The sequence below is a fragment of the uncultured Roseibium sp. genome (assembly GCF_963675095.2).
Classification (GTDB): domain Bacteria; phylum Pseudomonadota; class Alphaproteobacteria; order Rhizobiales; family Stappiaceae; genus Roseibium.
Genome location: NZ_CAXXSJ010000048.1, coordinates 64,167 through 87,939, shown reverse-complemented (window position 1 = coordinate 87,939; position 23,773 = coordinate 64,167). Strand labels below are relative to the sequence as shown.

Genomic DNA, 23,773 nt, shown 5'->3' with positions numbered 1-23,773 from the left:
TATCCCACTCCAAAGCCATTGCCTGGCCTGCCAAGCAGCCTGAGACCGCTACCCGACAGATGGCGACCACAGGGGGTATTTTGCGACGCCTCAGAAGAGGTCCGGCGACATTACCAGGTGGCGGTCGATGTAGTTTTCCATATGAACGACCGTTGCCGTGTCATCGCTCAGAACGACCGCGAGCTGGCCGGGGCCTTCCCGGCGCGGAACATATCCTGCCGAACGTTCCTGTGTCGGCGCCCCCAATGTCGGCTCGATACTGTAGTGGCCGCCGGAGATCGTGCAGAACGGCACGCCCCTGAAGTTTCCGGACACGCTCATGTGCACATGGCCTGAGAGGACGTAGCGGATATTGCGATTGCCGCTGACCAACTCGGCAAAGGCTTCGCCGTTTTCCAGGATGATGCCGTCGGTCGGAACCCCGAACAGCGTGATGTTGTGATGCATCACGATGATCACCGGTTTGTCGGCGGCTTCATTCAGTTGTTGTTCCAGCCACGCGAGTTGCCCCTCTTCAAGGCGCCCACCGGCCTGGCCCTCAACGGATGTGTCGAGCACGATGATCCTGTGACCGTTCCTGTCGATGACATGATCGACCTTGCCCGTCTCGGCATTGACATGCTCCTTGCCGAAGTGGTCGACAAAAACCTCGAGACTGTCATGGTTTCCAAGGGTCAGGACGGGAGCTTGCGCGAACTTTCCGAGCGACGTCTGCAGCCGCTCATAGGCCGCCTTCTCACCGCGGTCGGCGAGGTCTCCGGCAATGACGATCAGGTCCGCGTCGTCATGATGCCGGTTCACGAAGTCAATGCCGGTTTCCAGCCGTTCCGTCGTATCGAGACCATGTGACAGATCCCCCTCAGGTACGATGTGAAGGTCGGAAAGCACGATAAGCTTAAGCATTCTGGTCTTGCTTCTTTTCTGGAGATGGAGCGGCGTGAGGGGGCGTTACCCTTTGATCCCGCTCATGGTGATGCTTCGGATGAAGAGACGGCGGGCGAAGAGGAAGATAACCACCATCGGCAGGGTGACCACGGTCGCGGACGCGAAGGTCCGGCCGTAGTCGTTGTCGAACTCAGACTGGTACTGCAGCATGGAGAGCGCCGCGGTCATTTTCTCCTGGCTCTGGACGACGATCAGCGGCCAGTAGAGGTCGTTCCAGTGAGCAACCACCGAGAACACCGAGAAAGCCGCGACGGCTGGAATGGCCGCAGGCAGGATCAGGCGCAGGATAATCTCGATCTCGCTGAAACCGTCCACGCGGGCTGCATCGATGATGCTGTCCGGATAGTCCTTGAAGAACTGCCGGAACAGGAAGATCGCGAACACCGACACGAAGAACGGGAACATCAGCGAAAAGTAAGTATCCAGCAGGCCGACCTTGACCAGCCCGAGGTAGATCGGGATGGACGTCACGTTGATCGGAATGGTCAGCGAAGCGACGACGAATCCGAACAGGATCGTCTTTCCCCTGAACTTCAGCTTTGCCAGCGCATAGGCCGCTGGCACCGCCGTGACGAGCTGCACGACCAGAATGCCGGCGCAGACGATGAAACTATTGGCCAGGAACGTCAGATAAGGCTGATCGAAGAGAACACCGTAGTAGTTGACGTCCCCCCTGAAAGTCTCAGGCCAGAAGTGAAAATTGGAATCGTAGACCTCATCTGCGGGTTTCAGGCTGGCCGACAGCATCCAGATGAAGGGAAAGATGACGAGCCAGGCGCCGAGGAACAAGAGACCCGTCCCCACGGCATCCGCGATCGACTTCGGCTTGAACGATGCGAGGAAGCGCAGCCAGGAGGCCTGCGGCTGTTCGATCGAGGTGACACTCATGCGTGGGTCCTCCTGCGATCGCCCATCCGTGTCTGCAGCCAGGCAACAAGGAACAGAACCGCCAGAAAGACGAGAGACAAAGCGCAGGCATAGGCCATGTTGAAATTCTCGAAGCCTTCCAGATAGGCGAGATAAAGATAGACCTCGCTGGCCCGGTCCGGTCCGCCGTGGGTGAGCACCGCGACCGTGTCGAACAGCTTGAAGGCTGTGACCAGGGTGTTCACCGAAACGAACAGCGAGGTCGGCGCCAGCAGCGGCCAGGTCACCTGGAAGAAGCGGTCCAGCGGATGGTCTGCGCCGTCGATGCTCGCCGCCTCGTAGAGGTTCTGCGGAATGGCGGTCAGCCCTGCGAGAAACAGCACCATGTTGAAACCGATGATGCCCCAGATCGACACCATAGCGATGGAGATCAGGACGATATCGCCGTCGCCGAGCCAGTTGACCTTGTCCAGGCCGAGACTGACCAGCATGTTGTTGATCGCCCCCTGATTGCCGTCGAGCAGCGCCCGCCAGACCAGCGTCATGGCGGTTAGCGTCGAGGTGACCGGCATGAAATAGAGCACTTCCAGTATGGAGCGGAACCGCCGGCGCCGCTGGATCGCGATCGCCAGGACCAGCGGAAGGAAGAAGGCGCCCGGAATGAAAATCGCCGCATAGATCAACGTGTTCCGGAACGCTTCGGCGAAATGCTCGTCCGTGAGCATCTGCTTGTAATTGTCCAGTCCGACGAAATTGAAGCCGTCATAGACAAGCGAATAGTCGGTGAAGCTGATCACGAAGACCGCAACGATGGGCAGGACATAGATCAGCAGGATGAGGAGCGATGCAGGCGCGGACAACAAATAGGCAAGCCGGCGCCGTCCCCACTCTTGCTTTGGAAGAGCGGCTGCGCTCATTGGGCTGCCTCCCGAACCTCTGCAACGATCGCCGCATCGCGCAGGCGCTCGCCATCGGCATTGAAGAAGAGCAGGCTTCGGGCATCGAAACCGACGTGCAGCGCCGTATCGAGGCTGGTGCCGGACAACAGGTCCGATGTTTTCGGGAGACGCATGCGGAACCTGGCCTCCGGCAGGGCATCGAGGGTGCCGTGGAGCAGGACTTCATGCCCGAGGTCTTCGGTCAGGTGACGTGTGAAACCCAGCTTGAAGTCGGTCGACGTATCGTGCCGGTCGACCAGCCGGGCAGCTTCCGGACGAAGGGCAAACAGTGTGGAGCCGTCCATGTTCACCGCACGGCCCGGAACCGTCGTCTCGCCGAGCCGCGCAATGCCTGAACTCACGTCCACCGGCAGGATGTTGATTTCCGGGGAACCGATGAACCGGGCAACCGCAACCGAATGCGGATCGGCATAGAGCGCGCTCGGTGTTGCCAACTGCAGCAGATGGCCCTTTTCCAGCAAGGCGACCCGGTGAGACATGGTCATGGCTTCGGTCTGGTCGTGGGTGACATAGACAAAGGTCAGACCGGTGCTTTGATGCAGCTCGGTGATTTCCTTGCGCACCTCGACGCGCAGCTTCGCATCCAGGTTGGAAAGCGGCTCGTCCATGAGGAACAGTTTGGGATGGCGCACCAGCGCCCGGCCGAGCGCAACACGCTGGCGCTGGCCGCCGGAGAGTTCCGCCGGGCGGCGGTTCAGGAGATGCTCGATGCGCAACTGCTTCGCGACGGCTTCCACTTCGGAGGCGATTTCCGGCCGGATGGCGCGTGCGCTCGGGCTGATCTTGTTGAGGAGCGGCAGCCGCGCATGCAGAGGCAGACGCGCCATGATCAGCGGCATCGAGATGTTCTGGGCCACACTCATGTGCGGATAAAGGGCGTAGTCCTGGAAGACCATGGAAATGTTGCGGTCCTTCGGAGAGGCCGCGTTCATCACCTCGCCGCCGATCAGGACTTCGCCGCTGTCAGGCGTTTCCAGTCCGGAGATGATCCGCAGCAGGGTCGATTTTCCGCAGCCGGATTCACCGACGAGCGACAGGAATTCTCCGTCGGCAATCTGAAAGGACAATCCCTTCAGCACCTGCGTATTGCCGAAAGACTTTCGGATGTCTCTGAGTTCCAGACCTGCCACGGCACGCCCCTGTCGTCTTGAATGAGGAAAAGGCAGGCAGGCCCAGAGCCCGCCTGCCGTGATTTTTCTGAAATCGCTTATTTCTCGGAGAGCTTTTCCGCGATGGCTTTGAGTTCGGCAGCGCCGTCTGCCGGAGAGGTCGAGCCTTCCATGACAGCCTTGATGACCGAACGCTGCTCGCTCCAGATCTTCTGGTTCTGGGTGCCCGGGTAGCCATACCAGGGTCCTGCGCGGTCATACTGCTTGATCGGCGTCGCGTAGTACGGGTTTTCCGCGTAGAACTTGCCGAGATACTCGTCGTCGAGCGTGCGGCGGTTGGTCGGCAGGTAGCCGGTGATCTGGGCAGCAACCTGCTGGCCACGCGGACCGGTCACGAACTTCAGGTATTCCCAGACGGCAGCAACCTTTTCCGGGTCCTGGGTGGTGATGATCGCGGCATTGCCACCGGTCGGCAGCGTGCCTTTTTCATCGTTCCAGACAGTGAAGGTCGTGGAGCGCAGATCGAAGGCATCGCCAACGCGTTCCTGCATGTCACGAGCGCCGGCCGGGGAAAGACCCCAGATGCCCATCTTGCCTTCGGTGAAGGCGGTGAACTGGGTGCCACGATCCTGATCGGTACGCGCGCCACCGTCGGTCACGAGACGGCGTGCCATCTGCATGGCTTTGAGAGCATGGTCGTTTTCGTCGAAGACCACTTTCTGACCGTCTTCGGAAACCATGGCGCCGCCCTGCATTTCGATCAGGGTCTGGAAACCCCAGTCATCGCCGTTGATCATCCACATGAACATCGGCGTGATGTCGTCGCCAAGGGCTGCGATCTTCTGCGTGGCGGCAAACAGGCCGTCCCAGTCTTTGGGGAAGTTATCCGGGTCCAGACCTGCCTTACGGAACAGGTCGGCGTTGTAGTACCACTGGATGACGGAGGCGTTGAACGGCATGCCGTACTGCACGCCGTCGACGCGGCCCAGGTTCAGCATGTTGTCGGTGTAGTTGAGCTCTTTCCAGCCTTCGCCTTCGGCCTTGATCAGCGGCGCAAGGTCGACGATCTGACCGCGCTTGGCCATGGCACGGGCCAGCGCCGGCAGCTGGTTATAGGCTTCGAAGGCACAATCCGGCAGGGTGTTGGTCGCGGAAGCGCGCATCATCTTCAGGTGAGAATCCGCATAGTCCTTTGCAGGAGCTGCGTACTTCACTTCGATCTGGTCCTGCATTTCGTTGAATTCCTTCACCAGCGGCTCGTGCTGGCGGGTCAGGTGACCGGAATTCGTCAGGCAGGTGATGACGGTTTTGGCTTCGGCAGCAACGACACTGACGCTGACCATAAGCATTGCAAGGGAGAGTTTCTTAAGCATGTCTTCAAGACCTCGTTTCGATACTCGATTGACGGCGCGAAGGAGGACCCGCGCTCAGTCACGTCAGAGGCGCCGCGTTGCCGCAAGCACGAAGAGGCTAAAACCAAGTTTGAATGACACTCGGGTGACAAGATCGCCAGAGGGACCGGGTGTCACGAAATCTTTGCACCAAGTGCGGGATTTGGTGCGATAAATGCATAGAATGCCTAAGTTGGTAGCATCCTAGATATCCAGCCTGATCCGGTCGCCGCGAACGATCGCCTCGGTCACTTCGAGTGGCTTCTGGTCTAAGCTGACGTTCAGGCCGAGCAGAACGAAGAGCGGCTGCTGGCGCGGGATCTCCAGAAGATCCGTTTCCCGTTCGCTCGGCATCCGGACCCGCACCATGGTCCGGGTCCGGAAATAGTCCTCGATCCCGATCGCGGCATAGGCATCCGCAATCTCGCCAATCTCCTCCACCCTCTGCAGGATATCGACGGAGACGGATGGGTGGATAAAGTGATGGCCCAGCGCGATGGGAAGCTCATCGGCGATCAGCAGGAACTCGATGAACGGAAGCTTCTCCCGCAGGGAAACGCCCAGCAACTGGGCCACGTCCGGCGACGGGCGCTTCTTTTCAAGCGTCTTGAGCACCTTGATGCACATCCGCGCGCCGGATTCCTGCAGGCTGAGATGGATACGCGTCCGGCTGGTGATCGGATAGGGCCATTCCCGCCCCCGAACGACCGATCCGCTGCCCTGCCAGCTGGTGATGAGGTGCCTTTCCTCCAGAAGGCCCAGCGCCTTCCTGACCACGTGACGCGAAACGCCGTATTCCTTCATCAGTTCGGACTGGGACGGGAGCTGTGTGCCCGCGGAAAGAGCACCGTCTTCGATCGTCTGAGTCAAGACACGGGCGAGCTGTCTCGCATCCATTCCAAAATCCATTTCCCGACAGGTCGCTTCATCAGCCGATTATTTAGCCGGCGGACATGTCAGAACCATGTCTGATGTGCGCAATGGTGCGATCGCGCTTGGCGGAGGTGTCGCTCCTCCGCTACCATCTTCCTGCTCCCCATGGACAGGATGCAGTCCGGGGCCGGAGCCATACATGTGGGCCGGAGCGATGGCCGAAAACGAACAGACAAGGGATGGAACAACGATCATGATCCGTGAAGTGGCAGAACTGCGCATCAAGGAAGGCACCGACGAAGAGTTTCTGGCAGCGGTCGAAAAGGCTGTCCCCCTGTTCAAGGCCGCTGAAGGCTGCCAGGGCATGCGCCTGGAAAAGGTCATCGAGACGCCATCGCTCTATCGCCTCATCGTCCAGTGGGCGACCCTGGAAGACCATACGGTCAAGTTCCGCGGCTCCGACGATTTCCAGAAATGGCGCGCCCTTGCAGGCCCCTTCTTCGCAGAGCCGCCCAGCGTGGATCATTGCGAAACCTGTGTCAGCGGGTTTTGAGAACGCACAATCGTCCGCGGTCGCTTTCCCCCTGGCTTTCATCCACTCGCCGGAAACGACCTGCCAGACATTACGCGCTCCGTAACCGCCTTTAGAAACTTCGGTTTCTGAAAAAGAGCACCTTTCGAAATGACGGGATCGCAGGAAATGTCCGGAATGCTTCGAATGAACCGTCAGAATTTGTAACCCAGTTTGAAACTGACACTGTGGCTCAGCGTCTCCGCGCCCAACTCTCCATTGTACCGCAACTTTGCCTCGAAGCCGTTCGTTCCCAGCATATCCCAGCCGACACCCACCGTCCCGGAGACGTCTTCCCGTTCGAGCGAAAGGACGACCGGATCGGTGCCGAACACGCTGTCCGGCAGGGAACTGGTCATGGTGCTGTCGTTGAGGGCAAATCGGGCGCCCACTTCCAGATAGGGACGCAGGACGAAATCGCCGTCCAGTGCGAGATCCGTCCCTAAGCGTAGCGCCGGCCGGAGATCGAACAGCGCATGGTCTTCCTCTTCTACCATCAGGTTCAGGGCCCCGGCACCGGTTTCCCTGTAACCGAAATCGTGAACCCAGTGCGCGTCGAAATCGACCAGCGGTGTCAGTTGCAAGGCTCCAAGCTCGAACAACCTGGCAAGACGCAGCCGGCCGGTCAGCGACGCCGCACGCTGTTGCGAAGTTGCCGTATACCTTCCGCCACTGGTGGTGATCCGCCGGGATGCGTCCGCTTCGGAATAGACCCCGACGATCGTGGTGGCGGCAAGCCACGGGCCTTCGACATATTTCAGAGCGGCACCGCCAAGATACCGATCGCCTTCGCTGTTGATACCGCCACCGCTGAGCCACGCCCCCTGATACCCCGCCGAGAGACCGAAGCGCCAATGATCGGCAATGGCTACCTGACGCCCCAGGGAAAGGCCTGATGTGCTGATCTTGCTGCCGGTTTCAAAGTTTCTCTCAACCGAGAAAATCGACTTTGCCCAGGAACATTCGCCTTCGTTGATGGCTGCAAAGGCTCCGGTTGCCACACCGCAGCTCAGCAGCGTCGTCGCACCGGCAGAGCCGACCGACGCCTGGGACTGCGTGGTGTGGAAATGCTGGCTCGGATCCAATGCCGAGAGCGTTGAGGACAGTTCATCGGATGTATGGGCGTTCGCGGCATCGAGCGCCAGCTCGTAGAAGGCCTGGTCCCCCGAAGCAATTGTGCCGCCGACAACCCAACTATCGACCGAACTCGAGATCCGGCCGAGGATCTTGCCTTCGTTGCCGGTCGCGTTGGCCCGGCCAAAATCGATGTCGACGCCGTTCAGAACCAAATTTTCACCGGCTTTCACAACGCTGTACTGGGTGATGAGCGAATTGGTCACACGATCGACGTCGCCATCGAGCGAGAGGCTCGCGCTCAGCAGGTTGGCGCTCCCGGAAAACCTGCCGAAGGATGTGAGGACCGGCCGGATTTCGCCCTTGAGCTTGGCCGTTTCCGTGGCTATCGCCGCAACGGTATTCGCCCGGAGATCGACCGGCAGGTAATGAAGCCCACCTGAATTCAGATTGTAGAGCGACAGGCCGGACGTCTTGCCCCGTATCGTACCGGAGTTATTCAGGTTGACGGTGCCGCCCGATCCGGTGATGGTTCCAATGACGGAGCCGCCAGAGGCAACATCGATCGACCCCGTGCCTTCGACCCGTATCGCGGACTGATAGTCCGTGATCCCATCGCCCTTGGTCTCGACCGTCCCCTTTACGGTTATCTTGATATCACCGATGCGGTCTTCGGCATAAATACCGTCCCCCTCAAGCGCATCGCCGGTAAAGGCAACTCTGCTGCCTGCCGCGACATCGATTTCGGTCGTTGTCTTCCCGGATGCGGAACGCGCGGAAACGGAAAAGCCGTTGACCGTTCGGATGGCAGCGCTCGCCAAACCGGAAACATCAAGCGTCCCCCGTGTCGTGACGGAAATTGCCCCCTTGAACGAGCCTTCGGAACCCGATGAGGAATAATCCTTTGCCGCGACCGCATAAATGCCGTGGGATTCGTAACCGGTGGTTTTGATGGTACCGGACTGTTCCACATCGACGATGCCGGAAGTTCCCTTGCCCGAAAGAATGGTCAAGCCGGAATCCGTTGCATGGACCAAGGATCCCCCACCCGCCGACTGGGCAAGAATGCCATAGGCCTTCGTCCCCGAAGTCTGCAGGCTACCATGGGAAATAACCTTGACCTCGCCACCGACGCCACTCGTGGCAGACGCCGGAGCGTGGTAGTCGACGCGGGTGTCATCATTGTCCACATAGACCACAAATCCGCCGCCACCGCCGACTGATTGGGCGAAAATGGCATGTGCCCCTTTTCCCGATGTGGTGACGTTGAGCGGCGTCGAAAGGCCCTCATCGGAAACCGTGACGGTTCCGCCGGCTCCACTTCCGCCTGAATCGAGGTGGATGTTCTGATCCAGGCCGACCCCGACCGTCAATTCTCCGGTTCCGACCAGACCACCGCCACCGCCGACCGACTGGGCAAGCACACCAATGGCATGCGCCCCTTGCGTCATGACGGACCCGCCTTTCGTCACCATCACGGTGCCGCCATCGCTGCCGGACCCGCTGCCGCCGCCGAGATGAACGCTCGCTCCGATAGACAGTCCCAGAACACCACCGGACGATGCGCCGCCAATCCCGCCACCGCCGCCGACCGACTGGGCGACCAGACCATGGGCCTGTTCGCCGGTCGTGTGGATGGTGCCACCGCCGGCGATGGTAACACTGCCTCCTGCGCCGCCTGCACCGCCATCGCCGCCTAGGGAAAACGACAGGGCTCCGCCCCCGTCCGAAGCCCCGCCATGGGATGCGGTTCCGCCGCCGCCGCCAACCGACTGGGCGACAATCCCGTGGGAATTTGCCCCGGACGTCGCGATGGCTCCATCCCGCGTGACGCTGACGACGCCGCCATCCCCGGAGGTGCCCGCCTTTCCGCCCAGCGCCGTGGTAAAGGTCACGCCCGAGACGCCCGGGATGCTCAATGTTCCTGCGCCCGCGGTACCACCATCTCCACCGCCGCCGCCAATCGATTGCGCCAGAATGCCGTGGGACTGGTCGCCCTTGGTGGCAATCATGGTCGTGCTGTCGACAATGCCCAGATCGCTGATGGTGACCTTGCCGCCATGATTGCCGGATCCGCCTTCACCGCCGATAGTCAGGCCGAGACCCACGGTTTTATAGCCTGCGATCGCAATGGAATGCGCCACGCCCCCACTGCCGCCGCCACCGCCGATCGACTGCGCCAGAACACCGTGGGAATGATCGCTCCTGGTTTCGATCGCCGCCGATCCGTCCAGTTTGACGTCCACGATCCCGCCGGTCGCCCCCTGGCCGCCTTTCCCGCCGACCGCAGCCGAGGCGCTGTAGCTTTTGCCCGGGTCGTTCGTTCCCGGGTCGTCCCAGGGCGCATCCGGAAATTTGGAACGCAGCCAATTGAGGACCCCGTTATTGACCTCGGTCCGGTTTGAAACAAGTGTGGCGGCGGAAATCGATTGCGCATGCCCGCCCGCGCCGCCGCCGCCGCCGATCGACTGAACGACCACGGCGCTGGATTCCTGACCATCGGTCAGAATGCTGGATCTGGCACCTGCTTCAAAGGACGCTGTTCCGCCGGTGCCTCCGGCTCCGCCACTGCCGCCGACAGCAACGGATGCGCTGACGGATGTTCCCCCATAGCTGTCGCTGCCGGAACTGCGGTTGAGCGCAGCAGCGACAGAAAGAGACGAGACGTTGCCTCCTGTCCCTCCGCCGCCACCGACGGACTGGACGACAACGCCAAAGGAATTGGCGCCGTATGTGGCAATCGAGCCGGAATTGGACAGAGATGCGATCCCGGCTTTTCCACCGACGCCGCCGCTGCCGCCCACGCTGACACTGGGCGAAAACGCCTTGCCCCCACTGCCTCCCGCCCCGGTCGCGGCCGAAACCGAATAGCTGTGCACGTTGCCGCCCGCGCCACCGCCGCCGGCGATCGATTGAACGACAGCGCCATGAGACTGGGCGCCCTGGGTGACGATCGTGCCCCCCTGGACAACAGAGGCCATCACCGACGTGCCGCCACTGCCACCGCTGCCACCGACGCCGACACCTGCCGATGCCGCATTTTCTCCAAGAGCGGCTGCGACGTCGACGACATTGCCGCCATGACCGCCGCCGCCGCCGATCGACTGCGCCAGGATCCCGAGAGACTGGCTGGACCATGTCTCGATCGCACCGCTGTTGCCCCCGATCACAGTGCCGCCGTCCCCTCCGGACTGGCCGTTCCCGCCGATCCCGACGGAGACCGCGCCCCCGATTTCGCCCGCACCGGCCGCGACTGTCGTCGACGAACCACCGGACCCACCACCGCCGCCGATCGACTGCAGCACCATCGCGGTACCCTGGCGGCCATAGGTCGTCAATTTGCCGGCATTATTGATCGTGACAGCCCCGCCGGATCCACCGGTCCCTCCGGTGCCTCCGACCCCGACAGCGACCCCGACGGACGCTCCGGACGGGTTGACGCCAGCCGCAACGGAAACCGCGTTTCCGCCCTTGCCGCCACCGCCGCCGATCGACTGCGCCAGGACTGCATAGGAATGATTGCCTTTGCTCGCATCCGTGGCCGATTTGGACACATCCGCCGGCGTAAGCGTTTTGCCGCTGCTGTCGTCGATGAAGGCTTCCTTGCCGGTGATGATTGCAGAACCGGACCTGAGGTAACCGATGACCGCTCCACCGCTGCCGCCGGAGCCACCACTGCCACCGACGGAAACATTGACAGCCACAGACCCGAGCGAAACGCCCTTCGCCGAACCGCCATGACCGCCGCCGCCCCCGATCGATTGCAGCACCAGCCCGTCCGAATGCAGTCCTTCGGCCGCAACCGACCCTGTAACGACTGACTGGACAACACCGCCATTGCCCCCGGCTCCGCCGCTTCCCCCGACCGAAACGCTGACGGGTCCGGCTGAAGATGCATTGCCGCCGCGCCCGCCGCCGCCACCGACAGATTGCCCAACGACCCCATTGGCGCTGATCCCGGTGGTTTTAACCTTGCCCGATATGCCGATCAGGACTTCGCCGCCGTGACCGCCCTTCCCGCCGGAGGCCCCGACCGCGATGATCGAAGAGCTGCTGCCGCCATCGCCACCGTTGCCGCCGGTGCTTGATGCAAAAATACCGACCGAGGAATTGCCGGACGTTTGCACAGATCCGGAATTTCCCACCGCGACCGTTTTTCCGGCGTTTCCGTTGCCGCCATCCCCCGATCCACCGAACCAGCCGCCTCCCGAACCGGCGCCGCCGCCACCTCCGATGCTCTCCGCATCGATCCCCGTCGCATTCCTGGCCGTCGTGGTGACGATGCCGTCATTGTCGACACTGACGATACCGCCATTGCCGCCGACGCCGCCATCATTTCCGGAAGAGACAATGGACGAACCGCCGGCCGAACCGCCTTCCCCTCCGATGGATAAGGCAAGAATACCTGACTGATTTTCAGCGGCACTGGAAATTGTGCCCTGACCATTGAGGCCATTGACAACGGTGACAATTCCGCCATTGCCGCCCCGGCCTCCGGCGCCGCCATGTCCGCCAGCAGCAAGCCCCCCGGCCTTTCCGCCATGGCCGCCGTTACCTGCGGCGGAAATGACGGATACGGTTCCAGCCCTGTCAAACCGTCCGACATAAGCGGTGGTGGCACCCTTGCCTTCTATGGAGCCACCATTCCGGAACACAACATTGCCCCCCGTCTGTCCGGGCTTGCCGCCGCCTCCGGAATGGGTCGATAAATGCCCCTTGTCTGTTCCGTGTGCTCCATCCGTACCGAAGGAAGCGATCAGGACGGTAGTTCCCTGACTTTTCAGACTGACCGAACCGGTGTTTGTCAGGTCGATCAGCGCGCCTCCCTTTTTGTCGGTCAGCTTCAGGCCTGGAAAGGCATAACTTTGCAGGAAGGTCCCGATACCATACGTTCCCCCCTTCGCCCGAAAGCTCCCCTCCTCGATCAAGTGGAAGAAATCCTCGGAGTCGGAATATCCGTTCGTTTGTATGGTGATCGGGATCACACTCGTCAGGTCGTAATTGACCGAAGTAGACCCCGTAAGCGTGAAGGGACGGCTCGCGCCAAAACCATAATTCGCTAAAAAGGTCAGGGTATCGAGCGAAGCACCCGGATGCTGGTCGATCGGGCCGGATTCGACCTTGTACCGGTTCCGGCCCTCAGAGTCTTTTCCCAGATCGGTGCGCCACCATCCATCCTCGGCAAACGCCGCAGACGTCACAGGCACCAGGCCGATACAAGCAAGAACAGCTGCCCTGCCCCATTGGAGCACATAATCGGCCAACTCCAACCGGCCTGTTTTGGCCGCACCGCCGTCTCCGCGAAATTTGAAAAAATGTCGTTCCGGCCGTGCATCAATTCGTAAAACCGGAAGACCAGACTTGGTCGTATTGTTCAAAACAATCCCCGCCGCCCTGAAATAAATTCTTAAACAGAGGCCTGGCTTTTGAACACCAATACTGAAAACGAATACGAATCAGACCTTTAAACAAAATCAGTGGAGCAGATAATTCTCAGTTGCAAAAGCGTTTTTGGCGTATTCGGCACCATCGCCCGGTTGACCGGTCCGGTAAGACACCCGGAAAGCTCTGCGCTGAACCTAAGGTAAACATCTATCGAAATACCCAACGATATCAGATACCTGGAAAGAGTAACGATCGTCATTTCTACGCATAATCACCGGAGCCAGGGCACAGGAATTTCGGACAATCTTAGGCACACCAGAGCAGACCCGCACAAACACAAAGAAACCGGTTATCGCCGGTCAATGCCGATCTTTTTGTGCCTTCATTTCGGACATCTGCCCGAGTTTTACAGCGGCAAATCTCAAAACACCTGCAATGGTTGCAAACCATGCAACCAGAATGACTTCTGTTTACGAAATCTCCAAAAGTCGGTTCAGGCAAAAATAACCAGACATGAAAAGAGATACACAAAAATAATATAGTGCACATGAAACATATTCGAGCGATATATCATATGATTTTCCAACAACTTAATTATAAGGCAATGACATCTACGTAACGTTCTCCATACAATTATCGTAAATTTGACAATATTGCTGGAATCACAAAGTTCCCATTCTATTCTTTAAAAGCTGCCACTCATGGAAGATGCATCACAGAGAATAAATGTGAGCGTCGCTGCTACAAAATTCCCTGAGAACAAACGGCAGATCGAACGAAACTGGCATTGCCCTCTTTCAGGAGTGCAACCGGAATCTTTTTATAATCATGGGCCACGGCAGCCCGACAGCTTGGCGGGAATATAACAATACAGATCATCGTGACCGCCCGAGCTGAAATCCCTTGAAGCGCGTTGCCCCATCGACCGCCCTTCGAGACACTGGAACGGCCCCGTTCCCCGGCAGCCGCAGGGCTGCTTTTTTTGTTTGCTATTTCGGAAGCCGGCACGCTTTGGCCGCGCCACAGCATCCCCGGCAAAAGGCAGAGCGTTTTTCTCCTACGCTGTGACACTCAGTAGAAATCACGAGCATAAAACGCCAATTCAGCATACATCCCCCAGAGAAAAACTCTGAAAATACATATTGATTAACAAAACGTGATCAAAATCGCAGGGTTTTGTGATTCATATTACACCTTTTGTCCGGTTTGTGGTGCAATAATGACCAAATAGTGACGACGGACAATGGAACCCGGAAGCCGCCAGGCGGTTATATAAGCAGACATTCGGGACAAGAGACGTCGTAACGGTCATAGCTGCCTTGGGAGGCGCAAATGTACCAGTTGATAAAAAGCGTTGGACTCGCTGTGTGTCTCGCTGCCGGTTTTACCGTTGGTGCGAGCGCAGCCTCACTGCCGCAGGAAACCTTCAACCTGCCGGATGATAATCTTGCCGTGACGGTGGCCTCTGCCACGCCGGAAGAAGCAGATCCCCTTGAGAGCGAACTCACCATCTGGGTTGGTGAGATCGAAATCCAGGGCCGGAAGACCGTCTGGGTCGAATTGATCGATTCCTACGGAGAAGTCATCTACGACTCGGAAGTCGGCACCAATGAAACCCACCTCCTGCCGGACGGTCGAGCGATTGTGGTCAGTTCCACAGATCCCGCGACGACAGTCGCCAAGACGGATGAGTCCCGTGTCATGACAGACGGCCAGTTGGTCTTCACCCGACGTGTCGTTCACGAGGGCAATCAGGCAACTTCCATCGAGTTCATCGAGGCAAAGCCCACGGAAGAACAGACTTCGACGGAAACGATGGCCAGCCTCGGCGAAACGATCTGGGATAAGATCACGGCCTTCTTCCATGCCGCCGCCACCCGCGTTCAGGTCGCCTGGAACTGGCTTTTCGGAACAGCCCAGGCCTGACGATCTACCTACCTCCATCCCCCCCCGCGAAACGCGGCCTGACCTACGGGTCGGGCCGCTTTTTTTTGAATTTCGATCCAGCCTGAAAATAGGGATGTTTTTTTGTCTCTTGGCCGATTTCTAGTGTCGGATTACCGTCTTTCGCGATTTTACATCGATCCCGGACAAGCGATCAGGCCCGACAGTAGAATGATTGCCGACCGGATAAAGGACGATTTGTTCCGTTAAGTTGCGCGGCAAACTTGAACAAACACGACTGGCGGATTAGGTCATGAGACGAATAACAAGATTTGGGAACGCCTCATGACTGTGTGTCCTTCCGTTGTCGATGCCATCGGCAACACGCCTCTGATCCGGCTAAACCGCCTTTCAGATGAAACCGGCTGCGAAATACTCGGCAAGGCGGAGTTCATGAACCCCGGGCAGTCCGTCAAGGACAGGCCGGCCCGGCAGATGATCCTGGAGGCGGAAGCCCGTGGCGATCTGAAGCCCGGCGGCCTGATCGTGGAGGGAACCGCCGGCAACACCGGGATCGGGCTTGCGCTCGTGGCAAGTGCCCGCGGCTACCGGACGGTCATCGTTATTCCCGAAACCCAGACACAGGAAAAAAAGGACATGCTGCGCCTGTGCGGCGCAGAACTCCTGGAAGTCCCGGCCAAGCCCTACTCCGATCCGAACAACTACCAGCATGTGGCCCGCAGGCTGGCCGAAGAGCTGGCGAAGAGCGAACCCAACGGCGTTCTGTTTGCCGACCAGTGGAACAACCTGGATAACCGCAAGGCGCATTACCTGACCACCGGTCCTGAAATCCTGGAACAGACCGACGGCAAGGTCGACGGCTTCATCTGCGCGGTCGGGTCCGGAGGCACGCTGGCCGGCGTCTCGACCTATCTGCGCGAACAGAAGCCGACCATTGCCATTGGCTGTGCGGATCCGCTGGGCGCAGGCATGTATCACCTGTTCAAGGACGGCGAGGCAAAGGCGACGGATGGCGGGTCCATCGCGGAAGGGATCGGCCTCGGCCGCTCCACCCCGATCGTCGGCGATATCACGGTCGATTATCCCTATGCGATCCCGGATGAGGAGGCATTGCCCCTGGTCTTTGACCTTGCGGAGAAGGAAGGCCTGTTGCTCGGCGGCTCGACAGCAATCAATCTGGCCGGAGCACGGCGTCTGGCGAAAGACCTGGGCCGCGGGCACACCATCGTCACCATCCTGTGCGATCATGGCACCCGCAGCCAGTCGAAGCTCTATAATCCGGAGTTCCTGCGCTCGAAGAACCTGCCCGTGCCCGGCTGGCTTGAACGATCGGGCACTCTGACGGCGCCTTTCGTCTGAGGGTGGCCGACAAGGACCAATAGATGGACCCGACCCAGGATGCCAGACTGATAACCGACGCGGTCCACGATGTAACGGTCGTGGACACCGTCGCCAACAATCTCGGTATCGTCGCGGCCATCGTTTTTTGTTTCTATGTCGCCGCCATTGTCTGCGCGGTGCGGGAAATCATGAACAGCCGGACCGCTCAAGGGTCCATCGCCTGGTTGCTCTCGCTTTTTTTCCTGCCGATCCTGACAGTTCCCCTTTATCTTGTCTTCGGCTGGAAGTCCTTCAGTGATTATCTCCGGATCCAGTCCGATCTGGGCCGGCTCGGGCGGCACAAGCGTGCCGAACGCATGTCCCTCACCGACCAGGAGGAAACGCGCCAGTGGCCTGTGCTGTCGAAGATAGCCGGACTGCCGTTTCTCGCCGGAAACAGCTGCGATTTGCTGATAGACGGAGAAGCGACGTTCAATTCGATCCTGGACGGAATTGCCAAGGCCAGACATACGATCCTGGTCCAGTTTTTCATTTTCCGGGACGACACTCTCGGCCGCCAGTTCGCCGATGCCTTGATTGCGCGCGCAAAGGACGGACTGACCATCTATCTGCTTTACGACGAAGTCGGCTGCAATGGCCTGTCCAAGGCCTACCTGAACCGGCTGAGCGAGGCCGGCATTTTCGTCAGCGGCTTCAACGAACAGCATCGATACCTGCGCATGCTCGGCCCCATGCGCCTGAATTACCGCAACCACCGCAAGATCGTCGTCACCGATTTCGCCAGTGCATGGGTCGGCGGTCACAACGTCGCCGACGAATATATGGGTCGGCTGGAGAAATTCGGCCGCTGGCGCGATACCCATGTCAAGGTAACGGGTCCGTCTGCGCTCGCCTGCGCCTTGTCGTTCCTGGAGGACTGGAAATGGGCCAATGGCGAGGAAATCTCGTTTGAGAGACTCGATCATATCGACCAGCCGGGAGACGAACCGATTCTGGTGATGCCGACGGGTCCTGCCGACGACATGGAGGATTGCTCCATCGCCTTCGCCGAAGCTGCAGCGCGGGCCCGGAAGCGGCTCTGGATCACCTCTCCCTATTTCGTACCGTCCATGGACATCCAGACCGCCCTTTATGCTGCGGCCATGCGCGGCGTCGACGTGCGTATCCTGTTGCCGGAAAAGGCCGATCACACCACCGTCTGGCTCGCCAGTCACGCCCATGCCGACACCATGGTCGGCCGGGGCATCAAGGTCTATCGCTACACGGACGGCTTTCTGCACCAGAAGGTGACCCTGGTCGACGACGACCTGGCATCGGTCGGCACGGTCAACTTCGACAACCGCTCCTTCCGCATCAACTTCGAAATCACCCTGTGGTTCACCCATGAACGCATGATCGAGAAGATAAGCCGGATGCTGGAGGAGGATTTCGCCAGCGCCCGGCAGACCGGCCCCGATGACCTGGACAAGCGCAGCTACGCCTTCCGAGTGATCGCCAAGGGCGCCCAGCTCCTTTCTCCGGTGCTTTGACCGTATAGAGCAACCAATCGGATCAGCACCGGCAATACGTCCGACGATGGAACAGGCGGTACGGGCCCAAAATCAACCCGAATTATAACAATTTTAACGCGCAACCCTGAAAGATACGCTTGATATTTTTTAGGAGGCTGCGATGAAAAAGCTGATTTTGTCGATCATTTTGATTGCATTGGGTCCTGCCCTCTTCTTTCTCGACGGCACAATCATTCAGGACTTCAATCTTCGCAGCGAGCAGCTCCGCCCCGCTCTCGTTCCGACCACGGACAGGAAATGCCGGTCCAAGGTCTATCTGTTTCATCAATGCAGTTTTAAATACGAGGTCAACGGTCAGAAAATCCGCCAGGATTACGACTTCTTCGCATTGGGGGCCCCGAAAACCATAATGCTTCTCAAGAGCAGCGAAAGCGGAGCAATTACCTCCGACGTCGGCATGGCCTATCTCTGGAATCGTGTCCTCACGATTTCTGCTTTATCGCTGCTGGGGCTGCTTGTTCTCTACTCCGCGGCGCGCCGTATGTCGGGACTTAATCCCCCATCCGTGACAGCCCGGAACATCGGGATCGACTTGCCTGAAGCAGCGCCGCCGAGAAACCATACCGTTTCGGGGAGTTCCGTAGGCACACCCCGCCGAAAAGCATTCGGCCGCCGCTGAAAGGATGCGGCCGGACGGGGCATAAATGTCTGCTCTTCCGTGAAACGGAGGTTTGGGAAGCGGAGTGGCGAGTTGCCCACGGCGGCCATATCCTGCAATGTCAATTGATCCGTTCACTCCCTTCCGGAAATCGCAATGACCTTCGTCCCCGACCTGTCCGTCCTTCTCGCCTTTACGGCCGCTGCCGTGGTGCTGATCCTCACCCCCGGTCCGGACATGATGTTCTACATGAGCCGGACGCTGATGCGCGGTCGCAAAGCGGGCACGGTTGCAGTCCTCGGCGCATCGACCGGTATCACGATCCACGCGGGTCTGGCCCTGTTCGGCGTAGCGGCACTCTTGGCCGCTTCGGAAACCGCCTATACGGTTCTGAAGGTGATTGGCGCCGGGTATCTGTTCTGGCTCGCTATTCAGGCAATCCGCCGCGGTTCCTCCTTTTCCATGGAAGCCGCCGCCCCTTCCCGACAGCCGTTGCGGCGCGTCTGGCTGCAAGGCCTGGGCATCAACCTGCTGAACCCGAAGATCGCCCTGTTCTTCATGACCTTCCTGCCGCAGTTCGTCAGCGCCTCGGACCCGGACGCGACCGGAAAGCTCCTGTTTCTGGCGCTTTATTTCATCGTGCTCGGCTTCAGCGGCTGCATGGTGATCATGCTCGGCGCAAGCGCTGTCTCCCAATTCCTCAAGCAGTCTCCGCGCGCCATGCGGATCTTCGACTGGACCCTCGCAGGCCTGATGGGCACCTTCGCTGTCCGGCTTCTCGCCTCCCGCGCGACGGCCGGTTAGTTCGAAGCAGCTTCACCGATCCAGGGCGACACTTTCGCGGCGAAAGGCGCTTGCAACGGTGCGCGTTCATTGCTCAATTGACCACCCGATCAATTTCATTTCCAGGAGAGAGCGATGACCGAGCCCCTGTTCCGCGACGACGCCTATTTGCGGACCTGCGAAGCGGAAGTGGTAGGGGTCAACGACCGCGGCGGTATCCTGCTCGACCGCACCATCTTCTATGCGACCGGCGGTGGCCAGCCCGGTGACGCCGGGCATCTGGAACTGCACGACGGCAGCCGGATCGAAATCGCGACCACGGTCTATGACGCGGACCGGACCGAGATCGTGCATGTTCCGGCCGAAGGCCAGACCCTGCCCGCACCGGGAACCAAAGTCGTTGTCCACCTGGACTGGTCTCGGCGCTACAAGCTGATGCGCATGCATACGGCCCTGCATCTTCTGTCCGTCGCCCTGCCCTATCCCGTGACCGGCGGCCAGATCGGCGATTCCGAAGGCCGGCTCGATTTCGATATGAGCGACGGTCAGATCGACCGCGATGCGCTGGTCGAAACCCTCAACACCCTTGCCGCCGGCGATCATGAAGTCACTTCCGAATGGATCACCGACGAACAGCTGGATGCCAATCCGGGACTGGTGAAGACCATGTCGGTCAAGCCGCCGCGCGGCTCCGGCAAGGTCCGGCTGGTGCGCATCGGCGGCGATGTCGATCTTCAGCCCTGTGGCGGCACCCATGTCCAGCGCACATCCGAAATCGGCCGGCTCGAGCTCGGCAAGATCGAGAACAAGGGCAAGCAGAACCGCCGGGTACGCATTCGCCTGACGGACTGAACATTCGAGCAAAGAAACTTCGAACATAGCACGCATGCGCTCAAGTAAGCCGAAGGCTGGTAGCGCTTAAAAAACGGTACGGATCCATGAAACTCGAAGGAAGCTGCCAGTGCGGCGCCGTCACCTTCTCGCTGGAGAGCAAGACGCCCTACCCCTATATGCGCTGCTATTGTTCCATTTGCCGCAAGACCGATGGCGGCGGAGGCTATGCCATCAATCTCATGGGGGAAGCGGCAAGCCTCGAGGCCCGCGATAAAGGCGCCATGAAACGCTCCTATCATGCCGTGATCGACGGAAGAGAAAGCGTTGCCGAACGACATTTCTGCGGCAGCTGCGGTAGCTCGCTCTGGCTGTGGGATCCCCGCTGGCCGGAGCTGATCCATCCCCTTGCCTCTGCCATTGATACACCTTTGCCGCAACCGCCGGAGACAGTGCATATCATGCTGGAGTACAAACCTTCCTGGGTGGAGGTTCCCGAAGGACCGGGGCATATTCATTTCCAGCGCTATCCGGAGCTCTCCATCGAGGACTGGCACAAGTCCCATGGGCTCTACGAAACTTGAAAAACAGGAAACGCCATGATCGAAAATCCGCTTGTCAGCACCGAATGGCTCGCAGAGCACCTGGACGCGCCAGACCTGGTTCTCCTGGACGCCTCGATGTACCTGCCCAACGCCGGGCGTGACGCCAATGCGGAGTACCGGGCGGAACACATTCCCGGCGCCGTCCGCTTCGACATCGACGACGTCAGCGATCCGAACTCCGACCTGCCGCACACCCTGCCCGCTCCGCATGTGTTTTCATCGAAGATGCGCAAGCTCGGCGTCGGCGACGGCCAGACCGTGGTGGTTTACGATTCCGCGGGTTTCTACTCCGCACCGCGCGCCTGGTGGATGTTCAAGGTCATGGGCGCCGAGCAGGTTTTCATTCTGAACGGCGGACTGCCGAAATGGAAAGCCGAAGGACGTCCGGTGGAAGACGGCACGGTCACCCGCCCGGAACGGCACTTTACGGCGCGCTTCAATCACGGCGCCGTCGCGGATCTCTCGGACGTCAAGCAAATGATCCAGGAAAACAGCCGACAGATCCTCGACGCCCGGCCCGCCGCCCGGTTCAAGGCGGAAGTTCCCGAGCCCCGTGCAGGCCTGCGCGGTGGCCACATGCCTGGCGCCTTCAACACGCCTTCGACCGGCTTTACCGCCGAGGACGGCACCTTCCTGGCGCCGGACAAGCTGAAAGCAATCTTTGCCGATGCCGGTGTCGACCTGGAAAAACCGGTTACGACCAGTTGCGGCTCAGGTGTGACCGCAGCCGTCATTACCCTCGCCCTCACGCTCGTGGGCCACAAGGATCACACGCTTTACGATGGATCCTGGACTGAATGGGGTGGACGGGACGACACCGAGGTCGTGACGGACTGACACTGTCGGGGCGATTATTTGACTGCGGACAATTGGACGACCGCATCGCCCGAACCATTCAACAGCAGAAGCTGCTGGTTATCCGCTTCCAGCCGGAAATTGCGGACTGCGGAAATGGCCTTGATGAGGGCCTGCTCCTGGCTGAGGACAGTCGGCGGGCAGGCCTTCCGGGTCACCGCCAGCGGCCCGATCTTGAAGCCGTCTTCCATGCTGTAGGGACCGAACAGGGAATTGCAGCCGCCGGAACCATCAACGGTGCCGGCGCCTTCGAATTCCAGGTTGGCCATGACACCAGGATCCACCGTTTCGCCGGAAATTGCCTCGACCTTCCAGCTTCTGATGAGCTCTGCCGGAACATCCTGTGCCGATGCTGCATTCGCCAGAACCGGGACCAGAAAGGCGCACAGCGCGATCCGGACACGTACGGCCATTAATTGATCCCGGATGATCCGCATGAATTTCTCCTGAGGCTGTAATCACAACCTCAGCAATACCGCCCCGAAAATAACGTTACGTAAACATCGAAAAACACCCGTCGGCGGCAGAAGAGTAAGCCGACCGGATCGGTCACCTCAATTATGCAGATCGATCGACCAGAGAAGTCCCTGGGGAAGCGGCGTCCACCAGCCGGTCGTCAGCCCCGCCTGCCGCAACATCCGCGCGGTCCAGGTGTTGCAGCCGTTCAGGGCATTGAACGTTCCCTTCGCCGGAAAGAAGGCGTCATGGGCCGTGTAGCTCACGCCTTCGATCGCCTTGCGGGACCCATCCCCTTCGGGCGCAAAGTCCTGCCGGATCGCCTCAACCATTTTCCGGAAGCCGTCGACTGAAAGGGTCAGGCTGCGCACTTCCGGCGTCTCCGTGCCGATATATCCGGCACGGGCGACATGCATCACCGAACTGTCGAGCGTAAGCGCGGCGACAACCGGTCCCGGCTTCAGATCCGCCCAGCGGGGTGTCTCCACGTAAAACCGGCGTGAGCCCCAACCGAATATGACCCATTGAACGCCGGGGTAATCCAGTTCCAGGCCACCTTCACTGACGAAGCCGAATTCCTTGAGCACATCCGGCGTTGCCGGCAAGGCGATATCGGTATGGATCGGATTGGACAGCAATAGGATCGTGCGGGCAACCTCCGGAGCGGCAGCTTCCGCTTGCGCCCCGCCGGATGCCCCACGCGGAACCACAATCCCGAGCAGGCCCAGGATAACAAGGCCCGAAACGAAAATTGCGAGGCCCGTGAGGCCTCGCAATATCCATGAAACGATGCCGCTTCGGTGCAACACCCGTCCTCAGTGATGCAGGATCTGGCTGAGGAACAGCTGGGTCCGCTCGTGCTGAGGATTGGTGAAGAACTCTTCCGGCTCGTTCTGTTCGACGATCTGCCCGGCGTCCATGAAGATCACCCGGTTGGCGACCTTGCGCGCGAAGGCCCATTTCGTGGGTCACACAGAGCATGGTCATGCCTTCCTCGGCGAGCCCCACCATCACGTCGAGCACTTCCTTGATCATTTCCGGATCGAGAGCCGACGTTGGCTCATCGAACAGCATGATCTTCGGATTCATGCACAGCGACCGGGCGATCGCGACGCGCTGCTGCTGACCACCGGAAAGCTGCCCCGGATATTTCGCGGCCTGTTCGGGGATCTTGACCCGCTCCAGATAGTGCATGGCGATGTCTTCGGCTTCCTTCTTCGGCATCTTGCGCACCCAGATCGGGGCAAGCGTGCAGTTCTCGAGGATGGTCAGATGCGGAAACAGGTTGAAGTGCTGGAAGCACATACCGACTTCGCGGCGGATCTCATCGATCTTTTTCAGGTCATCTGAGAGTTCGTTGCCCTCAACGATGATTTGGCCGCTCTGGTGTTCCTCCAGCCGGTTGATGCAACGGATCATGGTCGACTTGCCGGACCCGGACGGCCCGCAGATGACGATCCGCTCGCCGCGCATCACCTTCAGATTGATGTCGCGCAGCACGTGGAAGTCGCCATACCACTTGTTCATGTTGATGATTTCGACAGCCACATCCGTTTCCGAGACCGTCATTCTCGAACGGTCGGCCGCCAGTTCTTCATTGCTTACAGCGTTCTCACTCATGAGTGTCTACTCCATGAAATTCGTTATCGACGGA

18 protein-coding genes and 1 pseudogene are annotated in these 23,773 nt (G+C 59.8%); 9 read left to right on the top strand and 10 right to left on the bottom strand.

Translation table 11 applies throughout. The annotated features are described in order from the left end of the window. Positions 1-90: 90 nt before the first annotated feature. The 6 genes from ABIN98_RS17980 to ABIN98_RS17955 all read right to left on the bottom strand — a co-directional run bounded on the left by ABIN98_RS17980 (position 91) and on the right by ABIN98_RS17955 (position 6,168). The gene (locus ABIN98_RS17980; RefSeq protein WP_346911952.1) at positions 91-903 is read right to left on the bottom strand and encodes a phosphodiesterase; all 813 of its coding nucleotides are present in this window, start codon (positions 901-903) and stop codon (positions 91-93) included. A 45-nt stretch (positions 904-948) separates the two neighbouring features. Continuing rightward, complete coding sequence (locus ABIN98_RS17975; protein WP_346911951.1) at positions 949-1,833, bottom strand: carbohydrate ABC transporter permease; 885 nt, start codon at positions 1,831-1,833, stop codon at positions 949-951. Then, the gene (locus ABIN98_RS17970) at positions 1,830-2,729 is read right to left on the bottom strand and encodes a sugar ABC transporter permease (RefSeq protein WP_346911950.1); all 900 of its coding nucleotides are present in this window, start codon (positions 2,727-2,729) and stop codon (positions 1,830-1,832) included. Before ABIN98_RS17970 ends, ABIN98_RS17975 begins: the two co-directional genes overlap by 4 nt. Beyond that, positions 2,726-3,901: an ABC transporter ATP-binding protein gene (locus tag ABIN98_RS17965; RefSeq protein WP_346911949.1), complete on the bottom strand. Its 1,176-nt coding sequence runs from the start codon at positions 3,899-3,901 to the stop codon at positions 2,726-2,728. Before ABIN98_RS17965 ends, ABIN98_RS17970 begins: the two co-directional genes overlap by 4 nt. A 77-nt stretch (positions 3,902-3,978) precedes the next feature. Next, entirely contained in the window at positions 3,979-5,253 is a 1,275-nt protein-coding gene (locus tag ABIN98_RS17960; RefSeq protein WP_346911948.1) for an ABC transporter substrate-binding protein, read from the bottom strand. A gap of 222 nt (positions 5,254-5,475) precedes the next feature. Beyond that, entirely contained in the window at positions 5,476-6,168 is a 693-nt protein-coding gene (locus ABIN98_RS17955) for a GntR family transcriptional regulator (RefSeq protein ID WP_346911947.1), read from the bottom strand. Between the two features lie 175 nt (positions 6,169-6,343). Between ABIN98_RS17955 and ABIN98_RS17950 the strand changes: the two genes are divergently transcribed. Next, positions 6,344-6,697: an antibiotic biosynthesis monooxygenase family protein gene (locus ABIN98_RS17950; protein ID WP_394701545.1), complete on the top strand. Its 354-nt coding sequence runs from the start codon at positions 6,344-6,346 to the stop codon at positions 6,695-6,697. Between the two features lie 173 nt (positions 6,698-6,870). Here the strand turns inward: ABIN98_RS17950 and ABIN98_RS17945 are convergent, their stop codons facing one another. Then, positions 6,871-13,041 (bottom strand): hypothetical protein, encoded by a 6,171-nt coding sequence (locus tag ABIN98_RS17945; protein WP_346911946.1) that lies wholly within the window; start codon positions 13,039-13,041, stop codon positions 6,871-6,873. 1,465 nt (positions 13,042-14,506) lie between these two features. On the opposite strand from ABIN98_RS17945, the gene ABIN98_RS17940 reads away from it, so the two are divergent. The 8 genes from ABIN98_RS17940 to sseA all read left to right on the top strand — a co-directional run bounded on the left by ABIN98_RS17940 (position 14,507) and on the right by sseA (position 21,645). Beyond that, complete coding sequence (locus tag ABIN98_RS17940; protein WP_346911945.1) at positions 14,507-15,100, top strand: hypothetical protein; 594 nt, start codon at positions 14,507-14,509, stop codon at positions 15,098-15,100. A 303-nt stretch (positions 15,101-15,403) separates the two neighbouring features. Continuing rightward, complete coding sequence (locus tag ABIN98_RS17935) at positions 15,404-16,438, top strand: cysteine synthase A (RefSeq protein WP_346911944.1); 1,035 nt, start codon at positions 15,404-15,406, stop codon at positions 16,436-16,438. Positions 16,439-16,461: 23 nt separating this feature from the next. Next, the gene (gene cls / locus ABIN98_RS17930; RefSeq protein WP_346911943.1) at positions 16,462-17,949 is read left to right on the top strand and encodes a cardiolipin synthase; all 1,488 of its coding nucleotides are present in this window, start codon (positions 16,462-16,464) and stop codon (positions 17,947-17,949) included. Positions 17,950-18,091: 142 nt separating this feature from the next. Continuing rightward, positions 18,092-18,610 (top strand): hypothetical protein, encoded by a 519-nt coding sequence (locus ABIN98_RS17925; RefSeq protein WP_346911942.1) that lies wholly within the window; start codon positions 18,092-18,094, stop codon positions 18,608-18,610. A 135-nt stretch (positions 18,611-18,745) separates the two neighbouring features. Beyond that, the gene (locus tag ABIN98_RS17920) at positions 18,746-19,393 is read left to right on the top strand and encodes a LysE family translocator (RefSeq protein ID WP_346911941.1); all 648 of its coding nucleotides are present in this window, start codon (positions 18,746-18,748) and stop codon (positions 19,391-19,393) included. 114 nt (positions 19,394-19,507) lie between these two features. After that, entirely contained in the window at positions 19,508-20,224 is a 717-nt protein-coding gene (locus tag ABIN98_RS17915) for an alanyl-tRNA editing protein (protein WP_346911940.1), read from the top strand. Positions 20,225-20,310: 86 nt separating this feature from the next. After that, on the top strand, positions 20,311-20,787 hold the full coding sequence (locus ABIN98_RS17910) for a GFA family protein (RefSeq protein WP_346911939.1): 477 nt from the start codon (positions 20,311-20,313) through the stop codon (positions 20,785-20,787). Positions 20,788-20,802: 15 nt separating this feature from the next. Then, positions 20,803-21,645: a 3-mercaptopyruvate sulfurtransferase gene (sseA, locus tag ABIN98_RS17905; protein ID WP_346911938.1), complete on the top strand. Its 843-nt coding sequence runs from the start codon at positions 20,803-20,805 to the stop codon at positions 21,643-21,645. A gap of 14 nt (positions 21,646-21,659) precedes the next feature. Here sseA and ABIN98_RS17900 read toward each other — a convergent pair whose 3' ends face one another. The 3 genes and pseudogenes from ABIN98_RS17900 to ABIN98_RS17890 all read right to left on the bottom strand — a co-directional run bounded on the left by ABIN98_RS17900 (position 21,660) and on the right by ABIN98_RS17890 (position 23,739). Further along, positions 21,660-22,076, bottom strand: coding sequence for an META domain-containing protein (locus ABIN98_RS17900; RefSeq protein ID WP_346911937.1), 417 nt, complete (start codon positions 22,074-22,076; stop codon positions 21,660-21,662). A 141-nt stretch (positions 22,077-22,217) separates the two neighbouring features. Further along, the gene (locus ABIN98_RS17895) at positions 22,218-22,841 is read right to left on the bottom strand and encodes a TIGR02117 family protein (protein ID WP_394701549.1); all 624 of its coding nucleotides are present in this window, start codon (positions 22,839-22,841) and stop codon (positions 22,218-22,220) included. Between the two features lie 93 nt (positions 22,842-22,934). Beyond that, positions 22,935-23,739: pseudogene (locus tag ABIN98_RS17890) on the bottom strand (amino acid ABC transporter ATP-binding protein). Between the last annotated feature and the right edge of the window lie 34 nt (positions 23,740-23,773).

What these genes read in the sequence shown, in the direction of transcription:
- ABIN98_RS17980 (WP_346911952.1), bottom strand. Translation starts at nt 903, where the DNA reads ATGCTTAAGCTTATCGTGCTTTCCGACCTTCACATCGTACCTGAGGGG.
- ABIN98_RS17975 (WP_346911951.1), bottom strand. Translation starts at nt 1,833, where the DNA reads ATGAGTGTCACCTCGATCGAACAGCCGCAGGCCTCCTGGCTGCGCTTC.
- ABIN98_RS17970 (WP_346911950.1), bottom strand. Translation starts at nt 2,729, where the DNA reads ATGAGCGCAGCCGCTCTTCCAAAGCAAGAGTGGGGACGGCGCCGGCTT.
- ABIN98_RS17960 (WP_346911948.1), bottom strand. Translation starts at nt 5,253, where the DNA reads ATGCTTAAGAAACTCTCCCTTGCAATGCTTATGGTCAGCGTCAGTGTC.
- ABIN98_RS17955 (WP_346911947.1), bottom strand. Translation starts at nt 6,168, where the DNA reads ATGGATGCGAGACAGCTCGCCCGTGTCTTGACTCAGACGATCGAAGAC.
- ABIN98_RS17950 (WP_394701545.1), top strand. Translation starts at nt 6,344, where the DNA reads ATGTGGGCCGGAGCGATGGCCGAAAACGAACAGACAAGGGATGGAACA.
- ABIN98_RS17940 (WP_346911945.1), top strand. Translation starts at nt 14,507, where the DNA reads ATGTACCAGTTGATAAAAAGCGTTGGACTCGCTGTGTGTCTCGCTGCC.
- ABIN98_RS17935 (WP_346911944.1), top strand. Translation starts at nt 15,404, where the DNA reads ATGACTGTGTGTCCTTCCGTTGTCGATGCCATCGGCAACACGCCTCTG.
- cls (WP_346911943.1), top strand. Translation starts at nt 16,462, where the DNA reads ATGGACCCGACCCAGGATGCCAGACTGATAACCGACGCGGTCCACGAT.
- ABIN98_RS17925 (WP_346911942.1), top strand. Translation starts at nt 18,092, where the DNA reads ATGAAAAAGCTGATTTTGTCGATCATTTTGATTGCATTGGGTCCTGCC.
- ABIN98_RS17920 (WP_346911941.1), top strand. Translation starts at nt 18,746, where the DNA reads ATGACCTTCGTCCCCGACCTGTCCGTCCTTCTCGCCTTTACGGCCGCT.
- ABIN98_RS17915 (WP_346911940.1), top strand. Translation starts at nt 19,508, where the DNA reads ATGACCGAGCCCCTGTTCCGCGACGACGCCTATTTGCGGACCTGCGAA.
- ABIN98_RS17910 (WP_346911939.1), top strand. Translation starts at nt 20,311, where the DNA reads ATGAAACTCGAAGGAAGCTGCCAGTGCGGCGCCGTCACCTTCTCGCTG.
- sseA (WP_346911938.1), top strand. Translation starts at nt 20,803, where the DNA reads ATGATCGAAAATCCGCTTGTCAGCACCGAATGGCTCGCAGAGCACCTG.
- ABIN98_RS17900 (WP_346911937.1), bottom strand. Translation starts at nt 22,076, where the DNA reads ATGGCCGTACGTGTCCGGATCGCGCTGTGCGCCTTTCTGGTCCCGGTT.